The sequence below is a fragment of the Pseudomonas sp. FG86 genome (assembly GCF_057808775.1).
This window is the reverse complement of sequence record NZ_JBMDIS010000026.1, coordinates 25,230-47,756: the sequence shown is the minus strand read 5'-3', so window position 1 is coordinate 47,756 and position 22,527 is coordinate 25,230. Positions and strand designations below refer to the sequence as shown.

The following is a 22,527-nucleotide window of genomic DNA, read 5'->3' as shown; positions in this document are numbered from 1 at the left end:
CTGGCGTGCAAGTCTGCGGACTACTGGCGCAGTTGTTTTGGGGAGGCGTTCAACAGGCGGCGCACAAGTCGCCGTAGGGCCGTGGCATCCTGGTATCCCACCTGTTCGGCGATAGATTCAACGGAATATCTGCTGGTTTCCAGCAGCACACGGGCCCGGTTGAGTTGCACACGCTGGATCAAATATTGGGTTGAAAGGCCGGTAGCTTTTCGAAGGTGTCGGGACAGCGTTCGCTCAGACATGCCGGCGTACGCTGCAAGGCTCGGGACACTGGGCGGATGGGGCAGGCATGTTTCGATGTAGGCGGTGAGGTTAGCGACCAGTGTATTGCCCTGGGCCATGATTGCTGGGTTGATGAAGGGGGACTGTAGCTGTCGGCCGTCGAGCAGAAGCGCTTTGCCCACATAGTCGGCGAGCTCCGGCGACAGGCGCCTGCGCAGCAGGTGCAGCATCAGGTCAGTTTGCGCGAAGGCCGCGCCTGCGGTCGTCAAGGGTGGGTCGCAGAGCACCATGACGTTGGGGTCGACAATGCAGTCAGACGCAATGCTCGACAGCCAAGGGGCGAGCCACCAGGAGGTCGTTACCTGTCGACCATCGAGTAACCCTGCGGCATGCAGGAGAAAGACCGCCGAGCACGACGCTGCAATCTCCCTGCCTTTATCCGCATGTGCCTTCAGCGCCGGCAGTATCTGACGCACCCAGTCTTCCTCAAGACGCTGCAGCAGCGTGTCGAAGTCGCTGATGCCAAGGCCTGGAATGACCCAGCAGGAGTTGTCCTCGACGTCTGTTGTCAGTTCGTCAACCAACAGGTGCATGCCGTGCCCTAGCGCAACCAGCCCCGACTGCGGCCCACAAACTCGCCAGCGTGGCACGGCAAGGCCGTGCCGTTGCGCAAGTGTTGCGGCGGTGCCGAGGATGTCCAGGGTCGCTGCGACGCTTGAAGCGAACGCCCCAGGAAAAATGAGAATAGTGAAATCGTACATTGTCCGATTGTGCCCGAAAACAGACGAATCGGTCACTTATGCGCAGAAGAGATAACTGGCCCAATGGCGTTTCCAGTTAACAATGAGGTTTCGCCATGCCAAACATTCTGATCAAAGTGCCTACCGGAGCTTTCAATCAGCCACAGCGCCAACAGCTGCTTCGACGCGTGAGCGATGTGGCAATGGTTAACGAGCATATGGGCGATGCCCCTCAACAGCGTGCGTTGTGCTGGGTGCTCATCGAGGAAGTTCAGGCTGATGAATGGCTGTGTGGAGGCGTTGCTCCTCATGCCCGACTTGTCCCATGCATGGTCATCGTCAAGGTACCTGCCGGCGTTCTTGATGCGCCGATGCGCCAGCGCTACGTGCGTGAACTGCATCGCGCAATACGATCGAGCCAGGCAGTGGGGGATCAGCGCCAGTTGCTGAGCTCAATACAGATCCAGGAGGTTGTTGACGGAACCTGGGGGGCCAATGGTGATATTTGGCATTTGGCCGACTTCACCCGTGCAGCCGGATACGGGCATCTATAGGCCCTCCAGGTAGCTTACATCTGAACCTCTATGTCTTCTTCCGTGCCCCCTGTCTTCAGTTGAAATGTCGTCACCGTCACCTGGGCGGCGTCAGCCCCGAGGCATCCGAAAGTGCCTCACTTCGAGGCTGGAAAACATCTACGGAGGCGGGGGCGATTCACTGGGCGAGCCACGTACTTTCTTCGTACGGGCCAGTGTCGGGTTCTGACTCTGGGAGGAAGGAGAAAAGTCGCAGCGCCACGCTGTGTTTTTTTTCGCGTATCGATCCGATCTCCTACCGATCAGTCGGCGATTTGATGCCGACTGGAGGAACTGAATCAGACCTGTCCGCCACACAGAGGTTGCCTGCATTCCCTTATTGGAAGCCGGTGAACCCTGTAATACAGCCGGACTGGAGATTCAAAAAAATGGCGGTATCAGCCCTCGATAAATCCGTGTCTCATTCGCCCCCTAATTCGTCGTCCTCCAAAGCCGAGACCAAGGTCAAGGACACTGTCACCTCCCAGGGTGATGGGCAAAAAGGCGCAAGTATCGCATTCAACCCGGGCGGCGACAAACCTGGCAAATTGTTTGCCAACAAAGAGCTTGCCCAGCACCGAGAAGGTGGGAGCGGGGCGCAGGGTGAAAGTCGACAGACACCGGCGTCTGGGACCCTCAGCCAAATCACGCAAAAAATGAAGGGCTGGTGCGGTGGGCAGCGACCGCCCAAGCCGGTCCCGTGCAAACCCGACCCTTGCTACAGCAAACCACCGAAGCCGCCCAAGCCGGTCCCCTGCAAGCCCGACCCTTGCTACAGCAAGCCGCCGGAGCGACCTACGCCGTGTAAGCCTGACCCTTGCTACGGCAAGCCACCGAAGCCACCCAAGCCGGTCCCCTGCAAGCCCGACCCTTGCTACAGCAAGCCACCAGAGCGACCTACGCCGTGCAAGCCTGACCCTTGCTACAGCAAGCCACCAGAGCGGCCTACGCCGTGCAAGCCCGACCCTTGCTACAGCAAGCCGCCGGTGCGCCCCACGCCCTGCAAGCCTGATCCTTGCTACGGCCACAAGCCCGACCCTGAGTACTCACAGAAGAGTAACGACGATCTGGCGCGCCAGCTGTTGAACAACTTCGATGCCTTCAAAGATCCGAAAACGCCGTGGTACGTCACTACGCAAGGTCTTTCGGACGTGGCCAACAAGCCGTTGACCGGTAACCCCGCCCAGGATCAGAACATCCGCCTGGCGCGTGAGCTGTTAAGGCGCCCGGAAGTGGTGAACGCATTGGATCGACACAGCTCCACCGGCGCGCTGGATGGCCTGATCGACCGGCAAAAAATTCAGATGACCCTCAGCAGCCAAAGTCCTTTGAAATACCAGGATGACTCGCGGTTGGCGCAAGAGATGCTCGAGCATTTCGAGGGGTTGGAGGACCCGGCCAACCCGGGCTTCATCAGCATCGACAAGTTGCACGGGCTCGCCTCGTGGCCGACGAGCGATCCGGTTCATGGACGTCTGGCCTGGATTGCGCAGGAAGTCCTCAAGCGCTCCGAGGTGAAGGAAAACATGGACGGTGGGGATCGCTGGGGCAAGGACGGCTGGATTCACTGGGACACATTGCGCCAGATGTCCCGCGGATAAAAGCGCACCGCAGAGTAATTCATTGAGCGGGAGAATCGCCACGAACCCCTCGTGGCGCATTCCCTTGGGGGGCCTATGACTTCGACTTCGTTCAACGCTCGCCAGTCTGGATACCGACAGTCTGCCAGCGATCAAACCCATGCGCAGGCGCAAGAGCCCACTTGTGACAAAGCCCCCGCGCAAATACTCCATGCTTATGAGACCCAGCGCATGAAGGACTTTGCCGGTCAGCGCAGGTTCCAGGCGCCAGTGGCTGACGATTTTGCCCGAGGCATGCTTGCGCCCGGCCAGGAACTTGGAAGGGACGCTCAACCCCTGGCGTCGCTTCGTGGTGTCATGGTCTCGGTGATGATTGGGCTGAGGTCCATGTGCAGTGGGCAAAAGGCCGAAAACAACCGCGCGGCGCCTCCTCACGACCGCGACTGATCGGCCATCGTGGTGCGTGCGTTTACATGCTGTCATCGCTATTCGCTCATCCCCCGGAACTATTGCGATCGCCCAGCCACACATCGGTGGCTTGACTGGTATCCATTTGCGGATTTCGGCCACCTTGGCAGTGGTCGCCGGGCAAGCTCGGATCTGGAAAAAGTTGGAGATAATGCATGAAAATTGATGGTGCAATACCTCGCGGGCGGCCAGCGGCCATGGGAGGGGCAGAGGTGCAATCGGTTTTGCCGGCGCCCGTTGTTCACACGCCGTGCGAGGAACCCTGCCTCGCACCGGATGTGCGACCACGGCGTCCGATGCTGTTGCGCGGGTCCTTGTCGGCGTTGCGCTACCAGGCATTACAAAATCCACCGGCTGCGCGCGCGAATACGGCCCCGCCCGGTCCTCTCTCCACCGATAGCCAGTTGGCGGGCGAGCTGGAGAAAAGCTTTGGTGAATTGCACTCGTTTTTCAAGGAAGGGCGCCTGACGCAGTCGTCCTTGCATCGCATCGCTGCTGAAGCGTTGAGGGGAGAGTAATGTGCGGGACCGCATGATCCTGATGGTCAGGGAAATTCTCAAGCGTCCGCCTCTTAACGACGCAATCGTCGATTGCGAGGGGTACATCACTCGCGACAGCTTGAGGGTGGCCGCTGCGACGCTGCTGGGCAACAGTACGCCAGGGGCCTTCAGCCAGGATCCTTTCCAGGGGCAGGGCAATGCCCTGGTTGTCGAGGCCCTGCAAGGTCATTTCAAGCAATTGAAAGACCCGACCAAGGATCGCAAGTTTTTTTTTGAAGCACTTGAGTACGTGGAAATTGCGCTGCTCAAAACCGTGATGAATGACCCCGATGCCATTGATTCTCTGGGCCTGCCCATATTGGAGCCTTGCACTGGCCTGCCCAGGAAGAAGTACAGCGAACATTGCGTGTACATGGCGAAAAATATTATCGAGCGCCCGGGTTTACTGCGTTCGCTGGAGCGTGCCAACCACACGCGCCTGTTTGGTTGGCCCCGGTATGAGGGTTGGCTCAGCAATAAAAGTCTTGAGCGCTGGCTTGAACAGTACAAGGCGCATAAGGCCAGGTAGCCCTCGATCCGGGCTTATTGCCTTGAGTGGCCTTATACCTTGAGGATCTTGCCACTGATGGCCACACCCGCCAGCAGCAGCGCGATCAACACAAAGGCGGTGCTCAGGCTACTGCCGTGGGCGATAAAGCCGATCATCGCCGGGCCTGCGAGTATGCCGGCATAGCCGAGGGTGGTGATGGCTGGCACAGCGATATGTTCAGGCATGACGGTCTGCTTGCCGACCGCGGTATACAGCACCGGCACGATATTCGAGCAGCCGGCGCCCACCAGGGCGTACCCCAGTAGGGCGGTTTCCCACGCAGGGAGCAGGGTGGCCAGTAACATGCCCGTGGTGGCCAGCGCACCACCGATCATGATGACGCGGGTGGCGCCCAGACGCCGCACGATCGCATCACCGGTCAGGCGTCCGGCCGTCATGGTCAAGGCAAAGGCCGCATAACCCAGGCCGGCATAGGCTTCGTCCAGGCCGCGTTCGGCGCTGAGGAATACCGCGCTCCAGTCGAGCACGGCCCCTTCGGCCAGAAACACGATAAAGCACAGGCAGCCGATAAACAGCACGACGCCGTGCGGCACCGCAAAGGCCGGCCCCGAGCTTTCACTGCCATAGGGCAAGAAGTGTGGCCCAGCCTTGAGCAGTGCTGCCGCCATGATGACGATCACTACCAGGGTCGCCTGCAAGGGCGACAAGCCCAGCCCCAGCATCCCGGCAACGCCCGCAGCGCCGACGATGCCTCCCAGGCTGAACAAACCATGGAAGCCCGACATCATGGTTTTGCCGCTGGCGCGCTCAACGATCACCGCTTGCAGGTTGACCGTGGAATCCACCGTGCCCAGGCCTGCGCCAAACAGGAACAACCCGGCGATCAACAAGGGGATCGAACTGACGGTGGCCAGCATCGGCAGGGCCAGGCAGATCAGGATCGTCCCGGCGGTCAGTACGCGTCGGCAACCGTAGCGCGAGGCCAGCGCGCCCGCCACGGGCATGGCAATGATCGAACCCACCCCCAGGCACAGCAGCAACAGGCCAAGCGTGCCTTCATTCAACTGCGCGCGCGCCTTGGCATACGGTACCAACGGCGCCCAGGCGGCGATGCCGAAGCCAGCGATAAAAAAAGCGATACGGGTCGACATTTGTTCCAGCCGACCGGGAACCACGGGCGCTGGGGTGGGGATGGCAGTCATGAAAAATCCTTGGTCTTGCGTTCAATGAACGATGTCCGGCGCGACATCCTTGCATATCAAGCCATATCGAGCGAGTCAGGGTTCCCCTGGTTTCAGGTTTGCTGCCCAGGCGGTGAATTCTTTTTTTACAAACACGGAACGCTGTGGACCTGATTTGCCACACAGAGCCTGTCGAGTTTGTAGGAGGTGGTCTGGAAGGTGTGTAATTCCTGTGAGAACGGATGAACCCCAGCTTTCTTGCGGTGGATGACCACCTTCCAGACCACCTCCCACAGCTCGACCATTCTGTAATACGCTGCTGCCCCAGTGAGTAGACAACTGGATGGACGAGCTGATGAAAGTTCTCAGGCAGGCGGCAGCATGACCCTGTTCTACGATGCGCGCGGCAATATCTATGGGGTCGTCAACCCCGTCTTTTTGCGCAGCCGGGGTGTGGGTGTGCCCGATAGCGCCGTCCTCGCGGCGAGTAACCGGGAGGCATGGACGGCATCGGCCATCGCCTCCGAATGCGGTTGGGGTTCATTGCCGCGTCCGGCCGACGCCAAGGCGCACCGCTGTGATGGGCTGCTGGTCGGGCCGTTTCAGGCTGAGCCGCCGTTCGATCTGTTGATCGTCAATACCGATGGCTCCCTCGCCGAGCGCAGTGGCAACGGCTTGACCATCTTTGCGCAGGCGTTGACCGACCAGGGTTTGATGACCCTGGGCTGTGAACTGCGGGTGCATCACGACAAATCGGATGCAGCGTCGCCGGTGGCTACGTCGGTCGAGCCCGCACGGTATGGGCAGGTCGATGGGTTTTGGCTGGCCTTGGGGCAACCTGAGTTCGGGCCCTTGGCCGTGGGGGCGGTGGGCGTCGAGCCAGTGCGGGTGGAGGCGCATGGGTTCAGCCGGGTGGACGCGTTGGTGGCAATCAATCCGCAATGGGCCTGCAGTCAGTTTGTGCGGGTCGGCAACCCTCATTGCGTCACGCTGGTCGACCAGGCTTCGGCATTGCCGGACAACCCGTCGATGCACCAGCCTGCATTGTTCCTCGCCCTGCAAGCCGTTGCCTTCGCACCACCTGTCGGTAGCGGCCAACCCTGTGCCGCCGGCATTAACCTGCAATGGGCGGCGCGTGATCACGGCAACCGGGTGTTGGCGCGAGTCTTCGAACGGGGCGAGGGACCTACGGCGTCGTCGGGCACCAGCGCCAGCGCTGTGGCATGCGCGGCGTGGCGGGCCGGTTGGGTTGAGGGCGGTGAAGTGGCCGTGGTCATGCCGGGCGGCACGGCGCCAGTGCGCTTGCAAACGCAGGCCGAACGCCTGCTCAGTGTCAGCCTGTTTGGGACGGCGCGACCACTCCCCGCAGCGTAGGGGAACCCTTGGCGGCTTTAATTGATGTGGGCTAGTTCTTTAGCGGTTAGTTATTTAGATGTAAGCCTGTGTCGTACTTTTCTTATTGTTGATCACTGGTTGAGTGGCTGTATTTAATATTTAGCAAAAGACACTTCCATCCTCATCGTACGAATATTCTGTTTTATTTCTGACCGGCCGAATTTCCGCCGGAGACGCTAAGCTTTCGGGCGTTCAGGCGCTTTTTCTCTGCAACTCGATCGATGTTGCGAGAGAGGGTATTTCAGTCAGAAAGTGGATGGCGGGTAACAACGGATGGTTAATGCGTTTGTTTCGTCACGTTTCAAATTAATAGTTCCAGGCATAAATACAGACTTTCAAGTACTGGCTTTCAACGGCAGCGAGGCCGTCGATCAGCCGTACTTCATTGAGGTGCAACTCGTCAGCGAAAACCCCTCCCTTGACCTGGAGCGTTTGCTTCACCAACTTGCCTATCTGGACTTTGGCGAGGCCGATCAAGGCCTGCATGGGCAGGTCTACGCCATTGGCCGGGCTGATCCGGGTGTTCGGCTCACCCGCTACCACCTCACCCTGGCACCGCGCCTGGCCAGCCTGGCCTACCGGCGCGACCAACGCATCTTCCAGCAGCGCAGTGTGCCGCAGATCATCATGGCCGTCCTCGAGCACCATGGCATCCTGGCCGACGCCTATGCCTTTGAGCTCGGCCCGGTGGTCTATCCGCCGCGCACATTCTGCGTGCAATACGCGGAAACCGACCTGCACTTCATCCAGCGCCTATGTGAAGAGGAGGGGATTCACTACCATTTCCGCCACAGCGTGAACAATCACCTGCTGGTGTTCGGGGATGACCAGACGGTGTTTCGACGCTTGCCACAGCAGCGTTACTGCGCCTCGCCTGATCCGACGACCGAGGCGCGGGGCGTCCAGCGTTTCGACAGGCGCCTGGAAACCCGCAGCCGGCAAACGGTGCGCCGCGATCATGACTTCGAACACCCAGCGTTGCGCCTGCAGAACCAGGCCGGCACGGTGTCTGCGCAACCGCTGGAAGACTATGACTATCCCGCTGGTTTCACTGGCCATGCGCGGGGTGTGCAATTGGCGCGTCGTGGCCTGGAGCGCCATCAGAGCGACCGTCATCGGGCATCGGGCCAGAGCGATCAACCCGTATTGCGCAGCGGTCATTTCCTCGACCTGCGTGACCATCCGGACCCGGCCTGCAATGACTTGTGGTTGCTCACCTCGGTGCGTCACGAAGGTTATCAACCGCAAGTACTTGAAGAGGCGGTATTTGCGCCAGGGGCCTTCCAGGGCTATCGCAACCGCTTCACCGCGACGCCCTGGCGCGCGGTGTATCGTCCGCCCCTCAAACATGCCAAGCCAACCATCAAGGGCAGCCAGACCGCTACGGTGACCGGGCCTGCGGGGGAGGAGGTGCACTGCGATGCCTATGGCCGGGTCAAGGTGCGCTTTCATTGGGATCGCCTGGACCCGACGGATGATAAAAGCAGCGCCTGGGTGCGCGTGGCCACCGGTTGGGCCGGTGCCGGGTTTGGCGCCATGATGATTCCCCGGGTCGGCATGGAGGTGCTGGTGACCTTTCTTGAAGGCGACCCCGACCAGCCGCTGATCAACGGCTGCCTGCCCAATGCGCTACGCCTGCCGGCCTATTCGTTACCGCAGCATAAGACCCGTAGTGTGCTGCGTACCTGCAGTTCCCCGGGAGGCGCGGGCGGCAACGAGCTGCATCTGGAAGACCGGTGCGGCGAGGAGCTTATTTACCTGCGCGCCCAACGTGACCTGGAACAACAGGTCGGCCATGACAGCCGGCTGGAGGTGGCCGGGGAGCGACGCGAGATCATCCACGGGTTAAGTACGGTCCGCCTGGATAACGAGGAGCATCGTCACATCACCGGTGATCGCAAGGTGGTGTTGCAGGCGAACGACCACCTTGACGTACAGGGCGAGAGCCGGACCTATGTGAAGCAGACCCTGGTAGTCGAAGCCGGACAACAGGTGCATATCAAGGCTGGTGCCAACCTGGTGATCGATGCGGGCGCACAACTGAGCCTCAAGGCTGGCGGAGAGCACCTGGTGCTGCAGGCAGGGGGGATTTTCAGCAGTCGGCCCATCAGCCTTGGCGGCTCACCGTCCGAAACCCGTGCTGCGAATGCCTCGCCTGTTACCGGCAGCCTGAAAGTCGCCGCCGTGCAAGGCGTCATCATGGACCTGGCGCGGCAACTGGGCGCGGACTTCTGCCCCCTGTGCGAACGCTGCCGTGAAGGCCAATGCGACATGACCGGGAGGGCGGCTTGATGCCGATGCTTCCCAACCGATGGATGGCCCAACAACAGCAGGCAGGACGCCGGATATGCCTGATGCTCGATGGTCACAGCGCGGCCCGCCAGCCTATGTTGGCGGCCCGCGACCTGTTGCACTATCGCTGTCTCTACAGCGAGACCGTCGCGGCAGAACTGGCGAACACGGGGCCCGTACTCCTGCTGCTGGGGCCGATGAGCGAGCCCGCATTGGTGAACCTGTTGCAACACCCCGAAGCCAACTGGGGGTGGCTGGGCAGCGTGCCTGACGACGACTTGACCGGTGTGACAGCGCATTGGCGCGAGCGGCTGATGGTCGGGCCCGAAGGGGAGCAGGCGCTCTACCGTCTTCACGATAATCGCACCCTGGCCCGTGCCCTGGCCTACCTGCCCACAGCGCTGTGGCCGGAATTCCTCGGGCCACTGATCAGCGTGTGCTACTGGCACGAAGGAGGTTGGCGCCATGGCGAAAACCCTGCCCCCGGCCACTACCCGGTGCCTGTGCCGGCGCCATGGCTGAACACCCCGAACCCTCAGGCCGACGCCATCCTGCACGCCAATATCCTGCGATACCTGCTGGCCGAACACAGTGAAGACCTTGCCGCACTGGTCGAGTTTCAAGACCCCAGGGCGTGGCTGAGCCAAGTGCTGGAGCAGGCTCGCGCCTGGCAATGGCACGCGCCGGAGCAGCTGGAATTCCTGGTGGTTCGACGGCTGAAGGAGGCGACTCGCAACCGTGTGATCTGTTGGCAGCCGCGAGCGGGTGAGGCGCCAGGGGAGCATTTTGAACGGCTGGTGGAGCAATGGCGTGGGGAGGAGCGCAATCATGAGTAGATGGATAGGCGGTGCGTTGTTAGTTGTTGCCCTGGTGTGGCTCCCTGGGTGTACGGGGAAGAGAGGTGAGCATTTTACGCTGGAGGTGGATATGCCGGCGGAGTTCAAAGTCAAAACGGCGGCCAACTACCATCCCGCCCCTGGTGAGACTTGCACGTTGCCGCAGCGCCGGGGCAGGCGTCCTGAGCGTAAGGTGTTTTTTACTGAATACAAACCCGTGGCCAGTCGGGTGAGTTATGAGCTGCCGCTGACTGAAACAGTAGACGGCTGCCCGCTGGTCGTGAGTAGTGTGATGTTTGATTTTTATGCGAAGTGGGGCAAGCGGGATACGGATGTTGGGGGGGATATTGCAGGTATCTCCATTCGAGATCGCCGGGAAGTTGACGTGCCTATGAAGCTTGACGCCGATGTTCTGGAGTTGTCGAGGCAATGCCAGTGGCACTTCCGGACGGTGGGGCCTCACCACGCGATCAGGAAAATTCTGTTATGCAATGCTCTGGATGCGGTGGGCCGGCCACAAAAAAAATCAGCTGCTGCTGTTGCGCAACGAGATCAGTTATCAGGCAAGACACTTAGGCTCGTATTGACTGTTACTGAAGAAGAGTTACCTGCTTTTGATGATAGATGGATAAGTGTTCCTGGAGGGTGGAGGCGTTGCAAAGGTAAGAGTGTCGAAGATTTGTCTGCCTATTGCAGCGGCAATACAACGGACTTTAAACCTATAAAAATGCCGGATGGGCGCATCTGTGACGTCTATCCAACGTGCATGTAACAAGGAGAGTATTGATGAAGCTGGACGCATGGAAGCAACCTTTTTTCAATGACAAGATGCTGGCTTGCTCAATGCGAGGACATTGGGTGAGTTTTTGTCTGGTAGATGAAGCGGGTAGTGGGAAGGCATACGGCGGCCTTTCATTCACGGCCTACGACAGTACAGGGTGCCAATACGAAGGCAGATTGGACGGTGAGGGATTCGCAAAACTGCAGGACTTCTACTGTGGTCCGGTGATTCTCCTGTTAGATGAACGATATTCTGGAACAGAAGAACCCTACGCTCGGCTGAGCAAGCGCCTGACCTACAAGCTGCCAATCACTGAACTTCAAACTCGGGCCGAGCAATCACACTTTTCCAACGCTGATGGTAGGCGCATTGATGGCAATCCAGCGCGGCAACAAGCGGATAGGTTTTATCAGGTTGAAGTGAGTGACTTGGTTCGTCATATCGCTCATTTACCGGCGGTGGTGCCTACGGCCTGCCGCCCACAGCCCCACGCGCTGAAAATGATGGCTGATCTGGGATTTGGTCCGCCTCAGCCGACGCTGTCGGGTATCGTACTGTTCCCCAATCAACATAGTGTATTGGAGGTTCGGCCATTGCGGGCCTTGCGTCCGCTGCTTTCCATCGATGACCGGTTTTGTGCCTTGAACCTTTACCAGTTGGCGCTGATGTCTGCGCTGAGTTATTGCGATTTTGGTCAACACCCTGCTGAACGGCCAGTTGATCAAGTCAAGTTCCCGTTCGATCCCTCTGTTGGAAATCTATTTGCCGACAAGTTGTCTGGGTACCGAGAAGCCTGGCGAATTGATCCCGAACAGGCACAGCGTTTTTATCCTGTTTATGAGGATGTGCCTTACTCCAAGCGCTTCGAGATCTTGCCCTTTGATCCTGAGTTGTATCCACAAAACCGTCCGGAACTGAAGGACGATCAGGAACACCCGGCACGCATGCACTTTTTTGATGATGAGGCGTTTGGTACTGACACCCAGGCTTTTATCACGCATCACGATGAGGTGATCTTGATCGCTGTGCGAGGTACCTACAGTCATACCGATGTACTACGTGACGCCAACGCCCATCAGGTTGTTTTCGCCGACGGTGTTGGCAAGGTGCACGAGGGGTTTTATCTGGCTTACCGGGCAATGCGTGATTTTGTATTGCGCTATCTCGACCAGTTTTACGAAGGACAACGAATCGTTATATGTGGTCACAGCCTGGGCGGCGCTATCGCGTTGCTGCTTTCGGAAGGACTGCGCCGTGTGCCGGAGGTCAACTACGATGTCCTCCTCTACACCTACGGCGCCCCCCGCGCCGCCGATTCCAAATTCACCGACGGTGCCTCAGCCCTGGTCCACCACCGTATCGTCAACCATAACGATCCCGTCCCCAGCGTTCCCGCGCCCTGGATGAACACTACCGCCAAACTCTGGATCCCCGGCGCCGTGACGTTATTCAGTGCCCCTACGCCCGGGGGCCTGTTGTTCGCCGCTGGCCTGGTGCGGGTTGGTGGCAATCCCTACCAACATCATGGCGAACAGCAGCACTTCATGCCGATCACATTGGAGGATGGCACGCAGGCGTCGGTGTTGTGGAAACCCGGTTGTGAGTCCATCCAGGAGGCCGCCTGCAATCGTGCGTTGCAACTGCACGGCGATATGCCCGACCGCGACAACTTGCTCAAACAGCTGTTCCAGGCCGACCAGCATTTCATGACCGCCAGCTACATCCCCGCCGCCTGGGCCACGTTGCGCCGCTGGCAGCACACCCTGGAAAGCCAGGGGCCTTTGGTCACACCGAGGGAATACGCGTTGCTCGACCATGCGCTGGAGACCATGCGCCAACAATTGCGTGACAAGAACCGCGAGCTTGAGCAGCGGCGTCCGCCGAACCAGCGTGGCCAGGCCCATGAGCACAATCAGGCCCTCAATGCCGAAATCGACCGCTTGAACACCAGCCGCGAGCGGCTGCACAGTCTGCGCTGGCGCCGTCTCGAGGTCCGTGACGTGTATGGCAGTCATAGTCACTCCGCCAGCCTGCAACCGAGTCTCAAGCGTTGGTTCAGCCACCGAGAAAACCGTGAGCGTTCGCCGGTAGCGAGTGTCCCGTCCCCCGTTCATGGCGACCGGGGGAGGGTGCACTCGCTGGATATCGACTCGATCGTTTAGCCCACTCTTTACAGGAACTCGACCTGCGCCGGCCGCCGCTTCATCAACACCTTGCCATGGCGGATCGAATACAGCGGCAGGCCCTGGCTGCGAATCACCTCATAATCGCTGTCGGCCGACAGGATCAACAGGTTGGCCGGCCGCCCAGGCTCCAGGCCGTAGCGCTCGCCCAGGGCCATGGCTTTGGCGCTGTTGTCGGTGACCAGGTCCAGGGCGCTTTGCAGGTTACGGTAGCCGAGCATATGGCAAATGTGCAGGCCGGCTTCCAGAACGCGCAGGATGTTGCCGTTGCCCAACGGGTACCAGGGATCGACGATGGAGTCCTGGCCGAAGCACACGTTCATGCCGGCTTCGAGCAGTTCGTTGACGCGGGTGACGCCGCGGCGTTTCGGAAAACTGTCGAAGCGCCCTTGCAGGTGAATGCTTTCGGTGGGGCAGGAGACGAAGCTGATCCCGGAATGCCCCAGCAGGCGAAACAGTTTGGCGCAGTAGGCGTTGTCATAGGAACCCATGGCCGTGGTGTGGCTGGCAGTGACGCGGGCACCCATGTCACGGCTGCGGGCTTCCTCGGCGAGGACTTCAAGGAAGCGCGAGTGCGGGTCGTCGGTTTCGTCGCAGTGCACGTCCACCAGGCAGCCGGTACGTTCGGCCAGGTCCATGAGGAACTTCACTGAACTCACCCCTTGGTCACGGGTGTATTCGAAGTGCGGGATGCCACCGATCACGTCGGCGCCCAGGCGAATGGCTTCTTCCATCAGTTCGCGACCATTGCGGTAGGACTCGATGCCCTCCTGGGGAAAGGCGACGATTTGCAGGTCGATCAGGTGCGTGCTTTCTTCACGCACTTGCAGCATGGCCTTGAGCGCCGTGAGGTCCGGGTCGGTGACGTCGACATGGGTGCGAACATGCTGGATGCCATGGGCGGCGAGGGCCTGGATGGTTTTCTTGGCGCGCGTGCGGGTGTCTTCCTCGGTGATGGTGGCCTTGCGCTCGCCCCAGCACTCGATGCCTTCGAACAGGGTGCCGCTCATGTTCCAGCGCGGCTCTCCGGCAGTCAGGGTGGCGTCGAGGTGAATATGCGGTTCGACGAACGGTGGCGTCACCAGGTTACCGGCAGCGTCCAGGTCGTCGGGCCCTGCAGTTGGCGACCCCGTTTGCGCAGTGATACTGGCGATCCGGCCATGTTCCAGGTGCAGATCATGCAGGCCTTCACGGTGGCGCAGGCGGGCGTTGATGATGTGCATGGGCAAGTTCCTCTTGGCTAAAACAATCAGGCAGACAGCCGCCAGATCATCAGGGCGATACCGATGTCCAGGCGGTCGTATGAATTATCCAGCGTCAGCCCGCACAGGGCTTCGATGCGCTGGACGCGGTGCGTCAGGGTATTGCGGTGAACGGCCAGGCGCTGGGCGGCGGCCACAAGGTTACCATTCTCATGAAACCAGGCTTCCAGGGTCGGCATCAGGCTTGGGCCGTGATGCCGGTCATGGCGCAGTAACGGGCCCAGGCGCTCATTGAGAAACTGATCGAGCAGCGCGCGATCGCGAACACCGCTGAGCAGTTTCAGCACGCCCAGTTCGTCATACACGCACAGCCCGGCGCGCTCGCTGAAGCGTCGCGCGGCGGTCAACGCCTGGCGTGCTTCCTCCTGTGCCAGGGCCAGGCGCGCAGGCGGATGGGCGGCGGCGCTCAGGCCGATAAACACTTTCAGGGGCGCCAGGCGCAGGTTCAATGGCTTCAACCAACTGGCCAACTGCTCGCGGTTGGCCAAGGCGGCAACGGCATCCGCGGCCGGCAGCAACAACGTCCATTGCCCGGCCCTCCCGAGGACGGGTATCGACGCCGAATACTGACGCAGGCGCCGAGTAATGCTTTCGTGTTGCCGAGCCAACTGCGCTTCCATGTGCCCGGCATCGCCCTGGGTAAACAATGCGTCGCTGCCCTCCAGCTGTAATTGCACCACTTGCCAATGCCCTGCCAGCGACAGGCCCAGTTGAGCGGCGCGGTGCAGCAGGAGGTCCAGGGATTGAAAGTCGCCGGCCAGCAAGCGTTCCAGCACATCGTGCCGCGAACGCCCCAGTTGTTCGGACTGGATCAGCGCCGAGCCGATCGCCTGGGTCACCAACACCATTTTCAACGAGTAGGGCTGCTCGATCAGGGGCAGGCCAGCGGCTTCGGCGGCGTCCAGCAAGCGCTGGGGGATCACCTGGATATAGGCGGGGCCGGTCAGGATCACCAACCCGGCCACTTGGCGCTGACAGGCTTCGTCCAGCAGTTGCAGGAGGTTGGCCTCATCCCGGGGGTGGTTGATACCGGTGACGAACACCAGTTCACCGCCGAGCACCCATTCGGCGATCCCAGTGTTTTCGGCCACATACGGCCAGCGCACCACGTTATCCAGGCCGGCCGAGCCAGCGCGCAGGCGCATGGACTCCAGGCCCGGCAGGGCCAGCACATCGGCAAGGGTCAGGCTCATGCCTGGGCGTCAGCCAATGGCGTGCGCACACGCAGGACGGCGGTGAGCACCACGTAGGTCAGCGACGCCGCCACAATCCCCACCAGCGGCGCGACCCAGGGTGAGTTGAATGCCAGCAACGTGCCCACGGCGTACGCCACCAGGCCCGGCCAGTTGAACGCGGGCAGGCGCGCCTCTGCCAGGCGCGGGTACTGGCCGCGATAGCGATAGAAGAAGTCCGCCATGATCACGCCGCCGATGGGCGGGATCACCGTGCCCAACAGGATCAGGTAAGGCACCAGCAGGTCGTACATGCCCAGCAGGGCGAGCAGGGTGCCGATCACCGCCCCGGCGAGGGTCACGGTCTTGCGACGTCGGGTGCGCAGCAGGTTGCAACCGGCGACGGCGAAGTTATAGATGGTGTTGTCCTGGGTGCTCCAGATGTTGAGCAACAGCATGGCCATCGCCGCCATGGCAAAACCTTGCAGCAGCAAGACTTCCACCACATCCGGTTGCTGATAGACGATGGCCCCATAGGCGCCGATCAATACCATCAGGCCATTGCCGACAAAGAAGCCGATCAGGCTGGCCAGTACCGCGACCTTGGCCGAGCGGGAAAACCGTGTCCAGTTGGTGGCCTGGGTCGCGCCGCTGACAAAGGTGCCGAACACCAGGGTGATCGCCGTGGACAAGTCCAGCGTACCGCTCGGCACCACCGCCAGCAGGCCGTCCAGCCCGCCGACCTTGACGGTCGCCACCCACATCGACAGAAACAGCAGAATGCCCATGGCCGGCACCGCGATGTACGACAGAATCTCCAACCCTCGATAGCCCACATAGGCCGTGGCGCAGAACACCAGGCCAAACAGCACCATCAGCGCCAGCACACTGCCCTGGCTCAGCTCGAAGTATTTGCCCAGCACCACGGCGGCCGTGGCGGTGCCCCAGGCATACCAGCCGATCTGGGTGAAACCGAGGATCAAGTCACTGAGCTTGCTGCCCACTTCGCCAAAACAGAAGCGTCCCATCAGCACTGAATTCAGCCCACTCTTGAAGGCGATGTAACCCAGGCCGGCGGCGTAGATGCCCAACAGCAGGTTACCCAAGGCCACGACGCCGAGCATGTCGATGAAACTGAAGGCCACCCCCAGCTTGCCGCCGGCAAACATGGTTGCGGTAAAAAACGTGAAACCCAGCAGCACCATGGCGGTCGACGCCAGCCCCTTGCGCGCATGCATGGGGACTTCGCTGAGGGGGTAATCGTTGCCTGGATCTTGCTGCGTCATGTGCCTTGCTCCCTGAATGAGTGACGCAGGCCTATTGCACCGCGCGTGCCACATTCGCCGCAGTGAAGGACGCATGGCGGGCGTTGTGCAGTGTGCACAGTATTTATAGCCAATCAGGGGGGCGCGCGCGGGCAGGAGTGTTCTGTGTGCCCAATCGGGCACGAAAGCGGTGCAGCGGTGATACAAATTGGATCAGTCGAACAGGGTCTGGGTGGTCTCGCCGCGATGAAAGGCAAACGCCGCTTCCAGATCACTTTCAATGGTGCGGCCACGGGACAGTGGCGGCAGGTTGTCCAGGGCGAAAAAACCCACCTCGGTGGTTTCAAAACCCGCCGCGGGTGCCAGTTGGTCGACCCGCTCACACAGGAAATACAGCTTGTAGAAGTCCCGCACATCCGGCCGGTACAACCCCTTGGCCTTGTGCGTCACGCTGTACAGCGCCCGTGCGGTCACGGTCAGCCCGGCTTCCTCGCGAATTTCCTTGATGATGTTTTCTGCCGCCGACAAGCCGATATCGGCGTAGCCCCCTGGCAGGGCCCAGCAACCGTCGGTCAACTCGCGCACCAGCAGGATCTTGTCACCCTCGATCACCGCGCCGCGCACATCGATCATCGGCGTGGAATAGCGCTGGGCAAAATCGCTCACCAACCCGGTGATGCGCTCCAGCGGCACATTGCCCAGTTGCGCGAGCATGCTATGGGCAATTTCGGCAATTTCTTCCAGACGCTCGCGCTCGAAATCGTCGGTGCAAAAATGCAGCCCGGTGGAAGCCAGTGCCTGCAAGCGTTTGGCCTGGGCCAGCCAGATGTTTTCCATACGAACCTCGTGGGTGACTGAACAGGGGCAGGTCCAAGCCTGTAATACCGGGCATAAAAAAACACCGCAAGGGTGATGCGGGTCAAGCAAGGGATAGAGCGGGTCACCGCTAACCTGTGGCGAAGGCGCAAACGCCCTCGCCACAGTGACCGTGTTCTTCCTTGGCTGACTGGCATTACCGCCAGGGTGTTTTGTACCGCATGGGTTTATTCACCGCGATAGATGCAGCCGCTGGTGCAGGTCTCATGGATGCGAATGGCGCAGAGCTCCGGCAGCAGGGGTTTGAGTTCGGCCCAGATCCACTTGGCCAGTACTTCGCTGGTCGGGTTTTCGAGGCCCGGGATGTCGTTCAGGTAGTTGTGGTCGAGGCGTTCGTAGAGCGGCTTGAAAATCGCCTTGATCTCCGAGAAGTCGCGAATCCAGCCTGTATGAGGGTCCAGGTCGCCGCTCAGGTGGATCGCCACCTTGAACGAATGCCCATGCAGGCGCCCGCACTTATGGCCTTCCGGTACATGGGGCAGGCGGTGGGCGGACTCGAATGTAAATTCCTTGAAGATTTCCACAGTATTTTTCGGCTCGGTCAGGTTTCTGGCAGGCGGCGAGTTTAACAGCTACATCACACGTCGCGCATACCGTCCCTCTGCAGGCGCGAACAGACTCGCTCCTCCAGGAGAAAGGCGTTGGGTCAAAGGGCTTGCAAGCGCTCGCCTAATCCACCGTTATCGGCCAATGCCAGAAACTCATCGCCCAATCGCTGGCTCTCGCTCATCGCGGTCTGCCAGTACCGGTTACGACTCGGGTCATCCCCCATGAAGCGCTTGAAATCGCTGCGATCCGGCAGTTTGCCGTGTGGCAGGCGGGCCAGGTAGTCCTTGGACGGCGCCAGCAGCAACACATCCTGCAAGCCTTGTGGGTTGCTGCGCCGCCACGGCAGGCCCTTGTCGAACCAGCCGGGGATGACCCGGTCGGTGAAGTGCGGGTACAGCACGATGTCGTCGCCGTGGTAGGGCAGGTCCAGGTGATAGTCCAGCAGGCCGCCGTCGCGGTAGGTGCCGGCACCCGCTCCGGGCAGGTCGCGCACGCCTTGCATCACCATGGGGATCGAGCCGGAGGCCAGCAGCGCCTGGCGCAGGTTGCCCAGGTCCAGGGTGAGGAAGCGCGACGGAAAATCCTTCAACGGATGCACCGGCGGCGCCTGGCGGGGGTCGTGGACGATCAGTCGTTCGAAATGCCGCGACAGCCGCGCGCGGCCACGCAGGTTGTCGGCAATCACCGACGACAGGCCGAGGCCAAGACGCCCGCGATGGTCATCGGCGAGCAGGCCGTGGCTCTTGACGACCATGATGTTCAATCGATAGTTGGGGGTGTCCAGCACCTGGGCATCACGTCCGGCCAGCAGGTCATCGAGCATGCGCTGGCAGCTCTGGCTGACGTCGGCCATGGTGACGCCCTTGGCAAAGCGTTGTTCGTTGTACAGTCGGCCGAGGTCGAGCAAGCCTTGCACCGGGTCGGGCAGGCAGGCACTGGCAAAGCGCCAGGAGCCGATCGACGCGCCGATCAGCGCGCGTTCCCGGGGCGCGCGGGGCAGCCAGTCGCCGAACAGGGCCAGGTCCAGGCCCTGGATGCCTAAGGCTTTAGGGCCGCCGGCCGCGCCGGGGAGGGTGCCGACGTCGGCCGGCTGCAGGCCCTGTTCGCGAATGCGGGTGAACGCACGTTTACCGGCCTTGAGCGTCAGGGCGGGAAACTTGATATGGATGGCTGTCATACCGGTCTCTGTTGAGGCAAGTTCAGGCGCGAGGTTGCTCGCGAAAACGTCAACGATAACGCGTGAATCCTGGATACACACGATGCTGGCGAAATCTTTGTGACCGCGTTTGCGCATACTCGTAATTGCCATGGTGGCAATTCAGTTTCAGTTAAGTTGCAGCCGTTACCGTGACCGGCGTAGGAAAACATCGTGTAACGGAGACTTATCATGAAGCGCCTCACAGCTCTGGTCGCCGCCGCTATCATCACGTCCACGGCGACCCAGGCTGGAGCCGTGGACCCTGACAAGCCACTGACCGTGCCCGCCACTGTTACAATTGTCGCCTTTGATCAACTGGACGCCACCGCCCTGGCCCTGCATCCCGGCTCAACGCTGTTGGACACCGATCTGGATGAGGCCTATGGCAAGTACATCTATGAAGTCGAACTGGAAGATGCCCACGGTATCGAATGGGACGTTGAATTGGACGCGCTCACCGGGCAAGTTCTCAAGAATCATCAGGATACGTAATGAAGGTATATCGACGTGCCACGGGTTTGGCGGTGCTGGTGCTCCTGGCATTCTGCTCAAACCTGTCGGCCCGTGACCTCAACCAGGATGAAGCCTTGGCGCTACGCCAGCAGGGCGTGATCCTGCCGCTGGAGCAACTGTTGCAGCAGGCCATGGCGCGGCACCCCGGCTCGCGGTTGCTGGAGGCGGAACTTGAGAAAAAACATGGCCAGTACGCGTATGAAGTGGAACTGGTGACCACCGAAGGCGTGGTGCGCGAGATTAAGCTCGACGCCACGACCGGTGCGCTGATCAAAGACGAGGAAGACTGATGCGCCTGCTGCTGGTGGAAGACAACGTACCCCTGGCCGATGAACTGCTGGCTGGGCTGCAACGCCAGGGCTATGCGGTCGATTGGCTGGCGGATGGGCGCGACGCGGTGTATCAGGGCCGCAGCGAGCCCTATGACCTGATCATCCTCGACCTTGGCCTGCCTGGCTTGCCGGGGCTGGAAGTGCTGGCGCAATGGCGCGCAGCCGCGCTGGCCACCCCGGTGCTGGTGCTCACCGCCCGGGATTCCTGGGCCGAGCGCATCGAGGGGCTCAAGGCCGGCGCCGACGATTACCTGAGCAAACCCTTTCACCCTGAAGAGCTGCACCTGCGCATCCAGGCGTTGTTGCGCCGTTCCCATGGCCAGGCCAACCAGCCCACCCTGCAAGCTGCCGGCCTGCATCTGGACGAGGGCCGCCAGTGCGTGTTGCGCGACGGCGAGGAAATCCAACTGACCGCCGCCGAATTCCGCCTGTTGCGTTATTTCATGCTGCACCCGGAACAGATCCTGTCGAAAAGCCATCTGGCCGAGCATCTTTATGACGGCGAGACCGAGCGCGACTCCAATGTGCTGGAAGTCCACGTCAACCATCTGCGCCGCAAGCTGGGCCGCAGCGTGATCGAAACCCGGCGCGGCCAGGGCTACCGGTTTGGCGCCAGCCCTGCATGAAGTCGATCCAGCGACGCCTGAGCCTGGGGCTGATCAGCGTGATGGTGATCGTCGGCGTGGTACTCGCGCAAACCAGCCTGTGGTTGTTCGAGGCCGGTTTGCAGCGTTACCTGGAAGCTGGCTTGCGTAACGACAGCGAGAACCTGCTGGTGGCGCTGGTGCGTGGGCCCAACGGCGTGCAGTTGGATGAGCACCGCCTGTCGCCGGCGTATCAGCGGCCGTTCTCCGGGCATTATTTTCGTATCGATTTTGCCGACATTCACTGGCGCTCCCGCTCACTGTGGGACCAGGAACTGCCCCGGCTCCCCGAGACCGGGCTCAAGGGCAACCTGCAACTGGGGCCGGAGGGCCAGCAGCTGCTGGTACTACGCTCGGACTACAAGCGCTTTGGCCAAGCGATTTCGATCAGCGTGGCCCAGGACTACACACCGGTGCGCGAAAGCTTCCGACTGATGCGCCAAATCGGCCTGGTGCTGGGGCTGGCGGCGCTGCTGCTGGTGCTGATCCTGCAACGAGTCACCGTGCGCCGGGCGTTGCGCCCCCTGGAAACCGCGCGCAACCAGATCGCCCAATTGCAACAGGGCCAGCGTTCCCAGCTCGACACCCAGGTGCCGCTGGAACTGGAGCCGCTGGTGGCGCAGATCAACCACCTGCTGGCTCACACTGAAGACAGCCTCAAGCGCTCGCGCAACGCCCTGGGCAACCTGGGGCATGCACTGAAAACCCCGCTGGCGGTGCTGCTGAGTGCGGCCTCCAGCGAGGCGCTCAAGGACCACCCCGAGTTGCGCAAATTGCTGCGTGACCAGTTGGAGCAGGTGCAGCAACGCCTCAATCGTGAACTCAACCGTGCGCGCCTGGCCGGCGAAACCCTGCCGGGCGCCTTGTTTGATTGTGAAAAAGAACTGCCCGGCCTGCTGGCCACGTTGAACATGATCCACGGCGACCACCTGGACCTGAGCCACCACGTCGCTCCGGGCCTGCAACTGCCGTGGGATCGCGAAGACCTGCTGGAGCTGCTCGGCAACCTGCTGGACAACGCCTGCAAATGGGCAGATGCCGAAGTACGCGTCAGCGTCAGCGAGACGCCACACAGTTACCTGCTGACGGTGGAGGATGACGGCCCTGGCATTCCCGAGACCCAGCGCGACGAAGTGTTCAGCCGTGGTACACGTCTCGATGAGCAGACGGACGGCCATGGCCTGGGCCTGGGGATCGTGCGGGATATCGTCGAGGTGTGGGGCGGGGTGTTGCAGTTGCAGGAGAGCGAGTTGGGCGGCTTGAAGGCGTTGATCGAATTACCCAAGCGCCATGGCTGACACACCTTAGATAAAAATGTGGGAGCGGGCTTGTTGTGGTGAGCAGGCTTGTTGTGGCGAGCGGGCTTGTCCCGCGTTGGGCTGCGCAGCAGCCCCAATAAAGCCACCGCGTTTATCC

At 61.0% G+C, this 22,527-nt stretch carries 21 protein-coding genes; 13 read left to right on the top strand and 8 right to left on the bottom strand.

Features of this window, described 5'->3' with window-relative positions:
• Positions 1–20 precede the first annotated feature (20 nt).
• On the bottom strand, positions 21–983 hold the full coding sequence (locus ACODSV_RS18095) for a GlxA family transcriptional regulator (RefSeq protein ID WP_150054259.1): 963 nt from the start codon (positions 981–983) through the stop codon (positions 21–23).
• Positions 984–1,078: 95 nt separating this feature from the next.
• Between ACODSV_RS18095 and ACODSV_RS18090 the strand changes: the two genes are divergently transcribed.
• From ACODSV_RS18090 to ACODSV_RS18075, 4 genes are all read left to right on the top strand, one after another.
• Positions 1,079–1,516, top strand: coding sequence for a tautomerase family protein (locus tag ACODSV_RS18090; RefSeq protein ID WP_150054258.1), 438 nt, complete (start codon positions 1,079–1,081; stop codon positions 1,514–1,516).
• Positions 1,517–2,520: 1,004 nt separating this feature from the next.
• Positions 2,521–3,135, top strand: coding sequence for a hypothetical protein (locus tag ACODSV_RS18085; RefSeq protein ID WP_454843871.1), 615 nt, complete (start codon positions 2,521–2,523; stop codon positions 3,133–3,135).
• A gap of 602 nt (positions 3,136–3,737) precedes the next feature.
• The gene (locus tag ACODSV_RS18080; protein ID WP_150055289.1) at positions 3,738–4,100 is read left to right on the top strand and encodes a hypothetical protein; all 363 of its coding nucleotides are present in this window, start codon (positions 3,738–3,740) and stop codon (positions 4,098–4,100) included.
• 1 nt (position 4,101) lies between these two features.
• Positions 4,102–4,650, top strand: a complete 549-nt coding sequence (locus tag ACODSV_RS18075) for a type III secretion effector protein (RefSeq protein ID WP_150055290.1) — start codon at positions 4,102–4,104, stop codon at positions 4,648–4,650.
• 32 nt (positions 4,651–4,682) lie between these two features.
• On the opposite strand, the gene ACODSV_RS18070 is transcribed toward ACODSV_RS18075, so the two are convergent.
• A complete protein-coding gene (locus ACODSV_RS18070) occupies positions 4,683–5,834 on the bottom strand; it encodes an MFS transporter (RefSeq protein WP_024074452.1) in 1,152 nt (383 codons plus the stop codon).
• Between the two features lie 360 nt (positions 5,835–6,194).
• Here ACODSV_RS18070 and ACODSV_RS18065 point away from each other — a divergent pair, with 360 nt between their 5' ends.
• The 5 genes from ACODSV_RS18065 to ACODSV_RS18045 all read left to right on the top strand — a co-directional run bounded on the left by ACODSV_RS18065 (position 6,195) and on the right by ACODSV_RS18045 (position 13,279).
• Positions 6,195–7,187: a diaminopimelate epimerase gene (locus tag ACODSV_RS18065; protein WP_150055291.1), complete on the top strand. Its 993-nt coding sequence runs from the start codon at positions 6,195–6,197 to the stop codon at positions 7,185–7,187.
• Between the two features lie 294 nt (positions 7,188–7,481).
• Positions 7,482–9,500: a type VI secretion system tip protein TssI/VgrG gene (gene tssI / locus ACODSV_RS18060; protein WP_150055292.1), complete on the top strand. Its 2,019-nt coding sequence runs from the start codon at positions 7,482–7,484 to the stop codon at positions 9,498–9,500.
• Complete coding sequence (locus ACODSV_RS18055; RefSeq protein ID WP_150055293.1) at positions 9,500–10,336, top strand: DUF4123 domain-containing protein; 837 nt, start codon at positions 9,500–9,502, stop codon at positions 10,334–10,336. The genes tssI and ACODSV_RS18055 overlap by 1 nt, the downstream gene beginning before the upstream one ends.
• Positions 10,329–11,108, top strand: coding sequence for a hypothetical protein (locus tag ACODSV_RS18050; RefSeq protein WP_150055294.1), 780 nt, complete (start codon positions 10,329–10,331; stop codon positions 11,106–11,108). The genes ACODSV_RS18055 and ACODSV_RS18050 overlap by 8 nt, the downstream gene beginning before the upstream one ends.
• A gap of 14 nt (positions 11,109–11,122) precedes the next feature.
• A complete protein-coding gene (locus ACODSV_RS18045; protein WP_024074457.1) occupies positions 11,123–13,279 on the top strand; it encodes a lipase family protein in 2,157 nt (718 codons plus the stop codon).
• An 8-nt stretch (positions 13,280–13,287) separates the two neighbouring features.
• On the opposite strand, the gene codA is transcribed toward ACODSV_RS18045, so the two are convergent.
• The 6 genes from codA to ACODSV_RS18015 all read right to left on the bottom strand — a co-directional run bounded on the left by codA (position 13,288) and on the right by ACODSV_RS18015 (position 19,601).
• Positions 13,288–14,523 carry a cytosine deaminase gene (gene codA / locus ACODSV_RS18040; protein ID WP_024074458.1) on the bottom strand — a complete coding sequence of 412 codons (1,236 nt, stop codon included), beginning with the start codon at positions 14,521–14,523 and terminating at the stop codon, positions 13,288–13,290.
• Positions 14,524–14,549: 26 nt separating this feature from the next.
• Positions 14,550–15,755 carry a PucR family transcriptional regulator gene (locus tag ACODSV_RS18035; RefSeq protein WP_024074459.1) on the bottom strand — a complete coding sequence of 402 codons (1,206 nt, stop codon included), beginning with the start codon at positions 15,753–15,755 and terminating at the stop codon, positions 14,550–14,552.
• Positions 15,752–17,020 carry a cytosine permease gene (codB, locus tag ACODSV_RS18030; RefSeq protein WP_024074460.1) on the bottom strand — a complete coding sequence of 423 codons (1,269 nt, stop codon included), beginning with the start codon at positions 17,018–17,020 and terminating at the stop codon, positions 15,752–15,754. Before codB ends, ACODSV_RS18035 begins: the two co-directional genes overlap by 4 nt.
• A 192-nt stretch (positions 17,021–17,212) precedes the next feature.
• Complete coding sequence (locus ACODSV_RS18025) at positions 17,213–17,836, bottom strand: NUDIX hydrolase (RefSeq protein ID WP_024074461.1); 624 nt, start codon at positions 17,834–17,836, stop codon at positions 17,213–17,215.
• Between the two features lie 206 nt (positions 17,837–18,042).
• The gene (gene queD / locus ACODSV_RS18020; protein ID WP_150055295.1) at positions 18,043–18,399 is read right to left on the bottom strand and encodes a 6-carboxytetrahydropterin synthase QueD; all 357 of its coding nucleotides are present in this window, start codon (positions 18,397–18,399) and stop codon (positions 18,043–18,045) included.
• Positions 18,400–18,521: 122 nt separating this feature from the next.
• Positions 18,522–19,601, bottom strand: coding sequence for a patatin-like phospholipase domain-containing protein (locus ACODSV_RS18015; RefSeq protein WP_024074463.1), 1,080 nt, complete (start codon positions 19,599–19,601; stop codon positions 18,522–18,524).
• Between the two features lie 210 nt (positions 19,602–19,811).
• On the opposite strand from ACODSV_RS18015, the gene ACODSV_RS18010 reads away from it, so the two are divergent.
• From ACODSV_RS18010 to ACODSV_RS17995, 4 genes are read left to right on the top strand one after another with little or no spacing between them, the layout of a single operon-like run.
• Positions 19,812–20,114 carry a PepSY domain-containing protein gene (locus ACODSV_RS18010; protein WP_024074464.1) on the top strand — a complete coding sequence of 101 codons (303 nt, stop codon included), beginning with the start codon at positions 19,812–19,814 and terminating at the stop codon, positions 20,112–20,114.
• Positions 20,114–20,425, top strand: a complete 312-nt coding sequence (locus tag ACODSV_RS18005) for a PepSY domain-containing protein (protein ID WP_150055296.1) — start codon at positions 20,114–20,116, stop codon at positions 20,423–20,425. Before ACODSV_RS18010 ends, ACODSV_RS18005 begins: the two co-directional genes overlap by 1 nt.
• Positions 20,425–21,093, top strand: a complete 669-nt coding sequence (locus ACODSV_RS18000; RefSeq protein WP_069075642.1) for a response regulator transcription factor — start codon at positions 20,425–20,427, stop codon at positions 21,091–21,093. Before ACODSV_RS18005 ends, ACODSV_RS18000 begins: the two co-directional genes overlap by 1 nt.
• Positions 21,090–22,409, top strand: coding sequence for a sensor histidine kinase (locus tag ACODSV_RS17995; RefSeq protein ID WP_024074467.1), 1,320 nt, complete (start codon positions 21,090–21,092; stop codon positions 22,407–22,409). Before ACODSV_RS18000 ends, ACODSV_RS17995 begins: the two co-directional genes overlap by 4 nt.
• Positions 22,410–22,527: the final 118 nt, after the last annotated feature.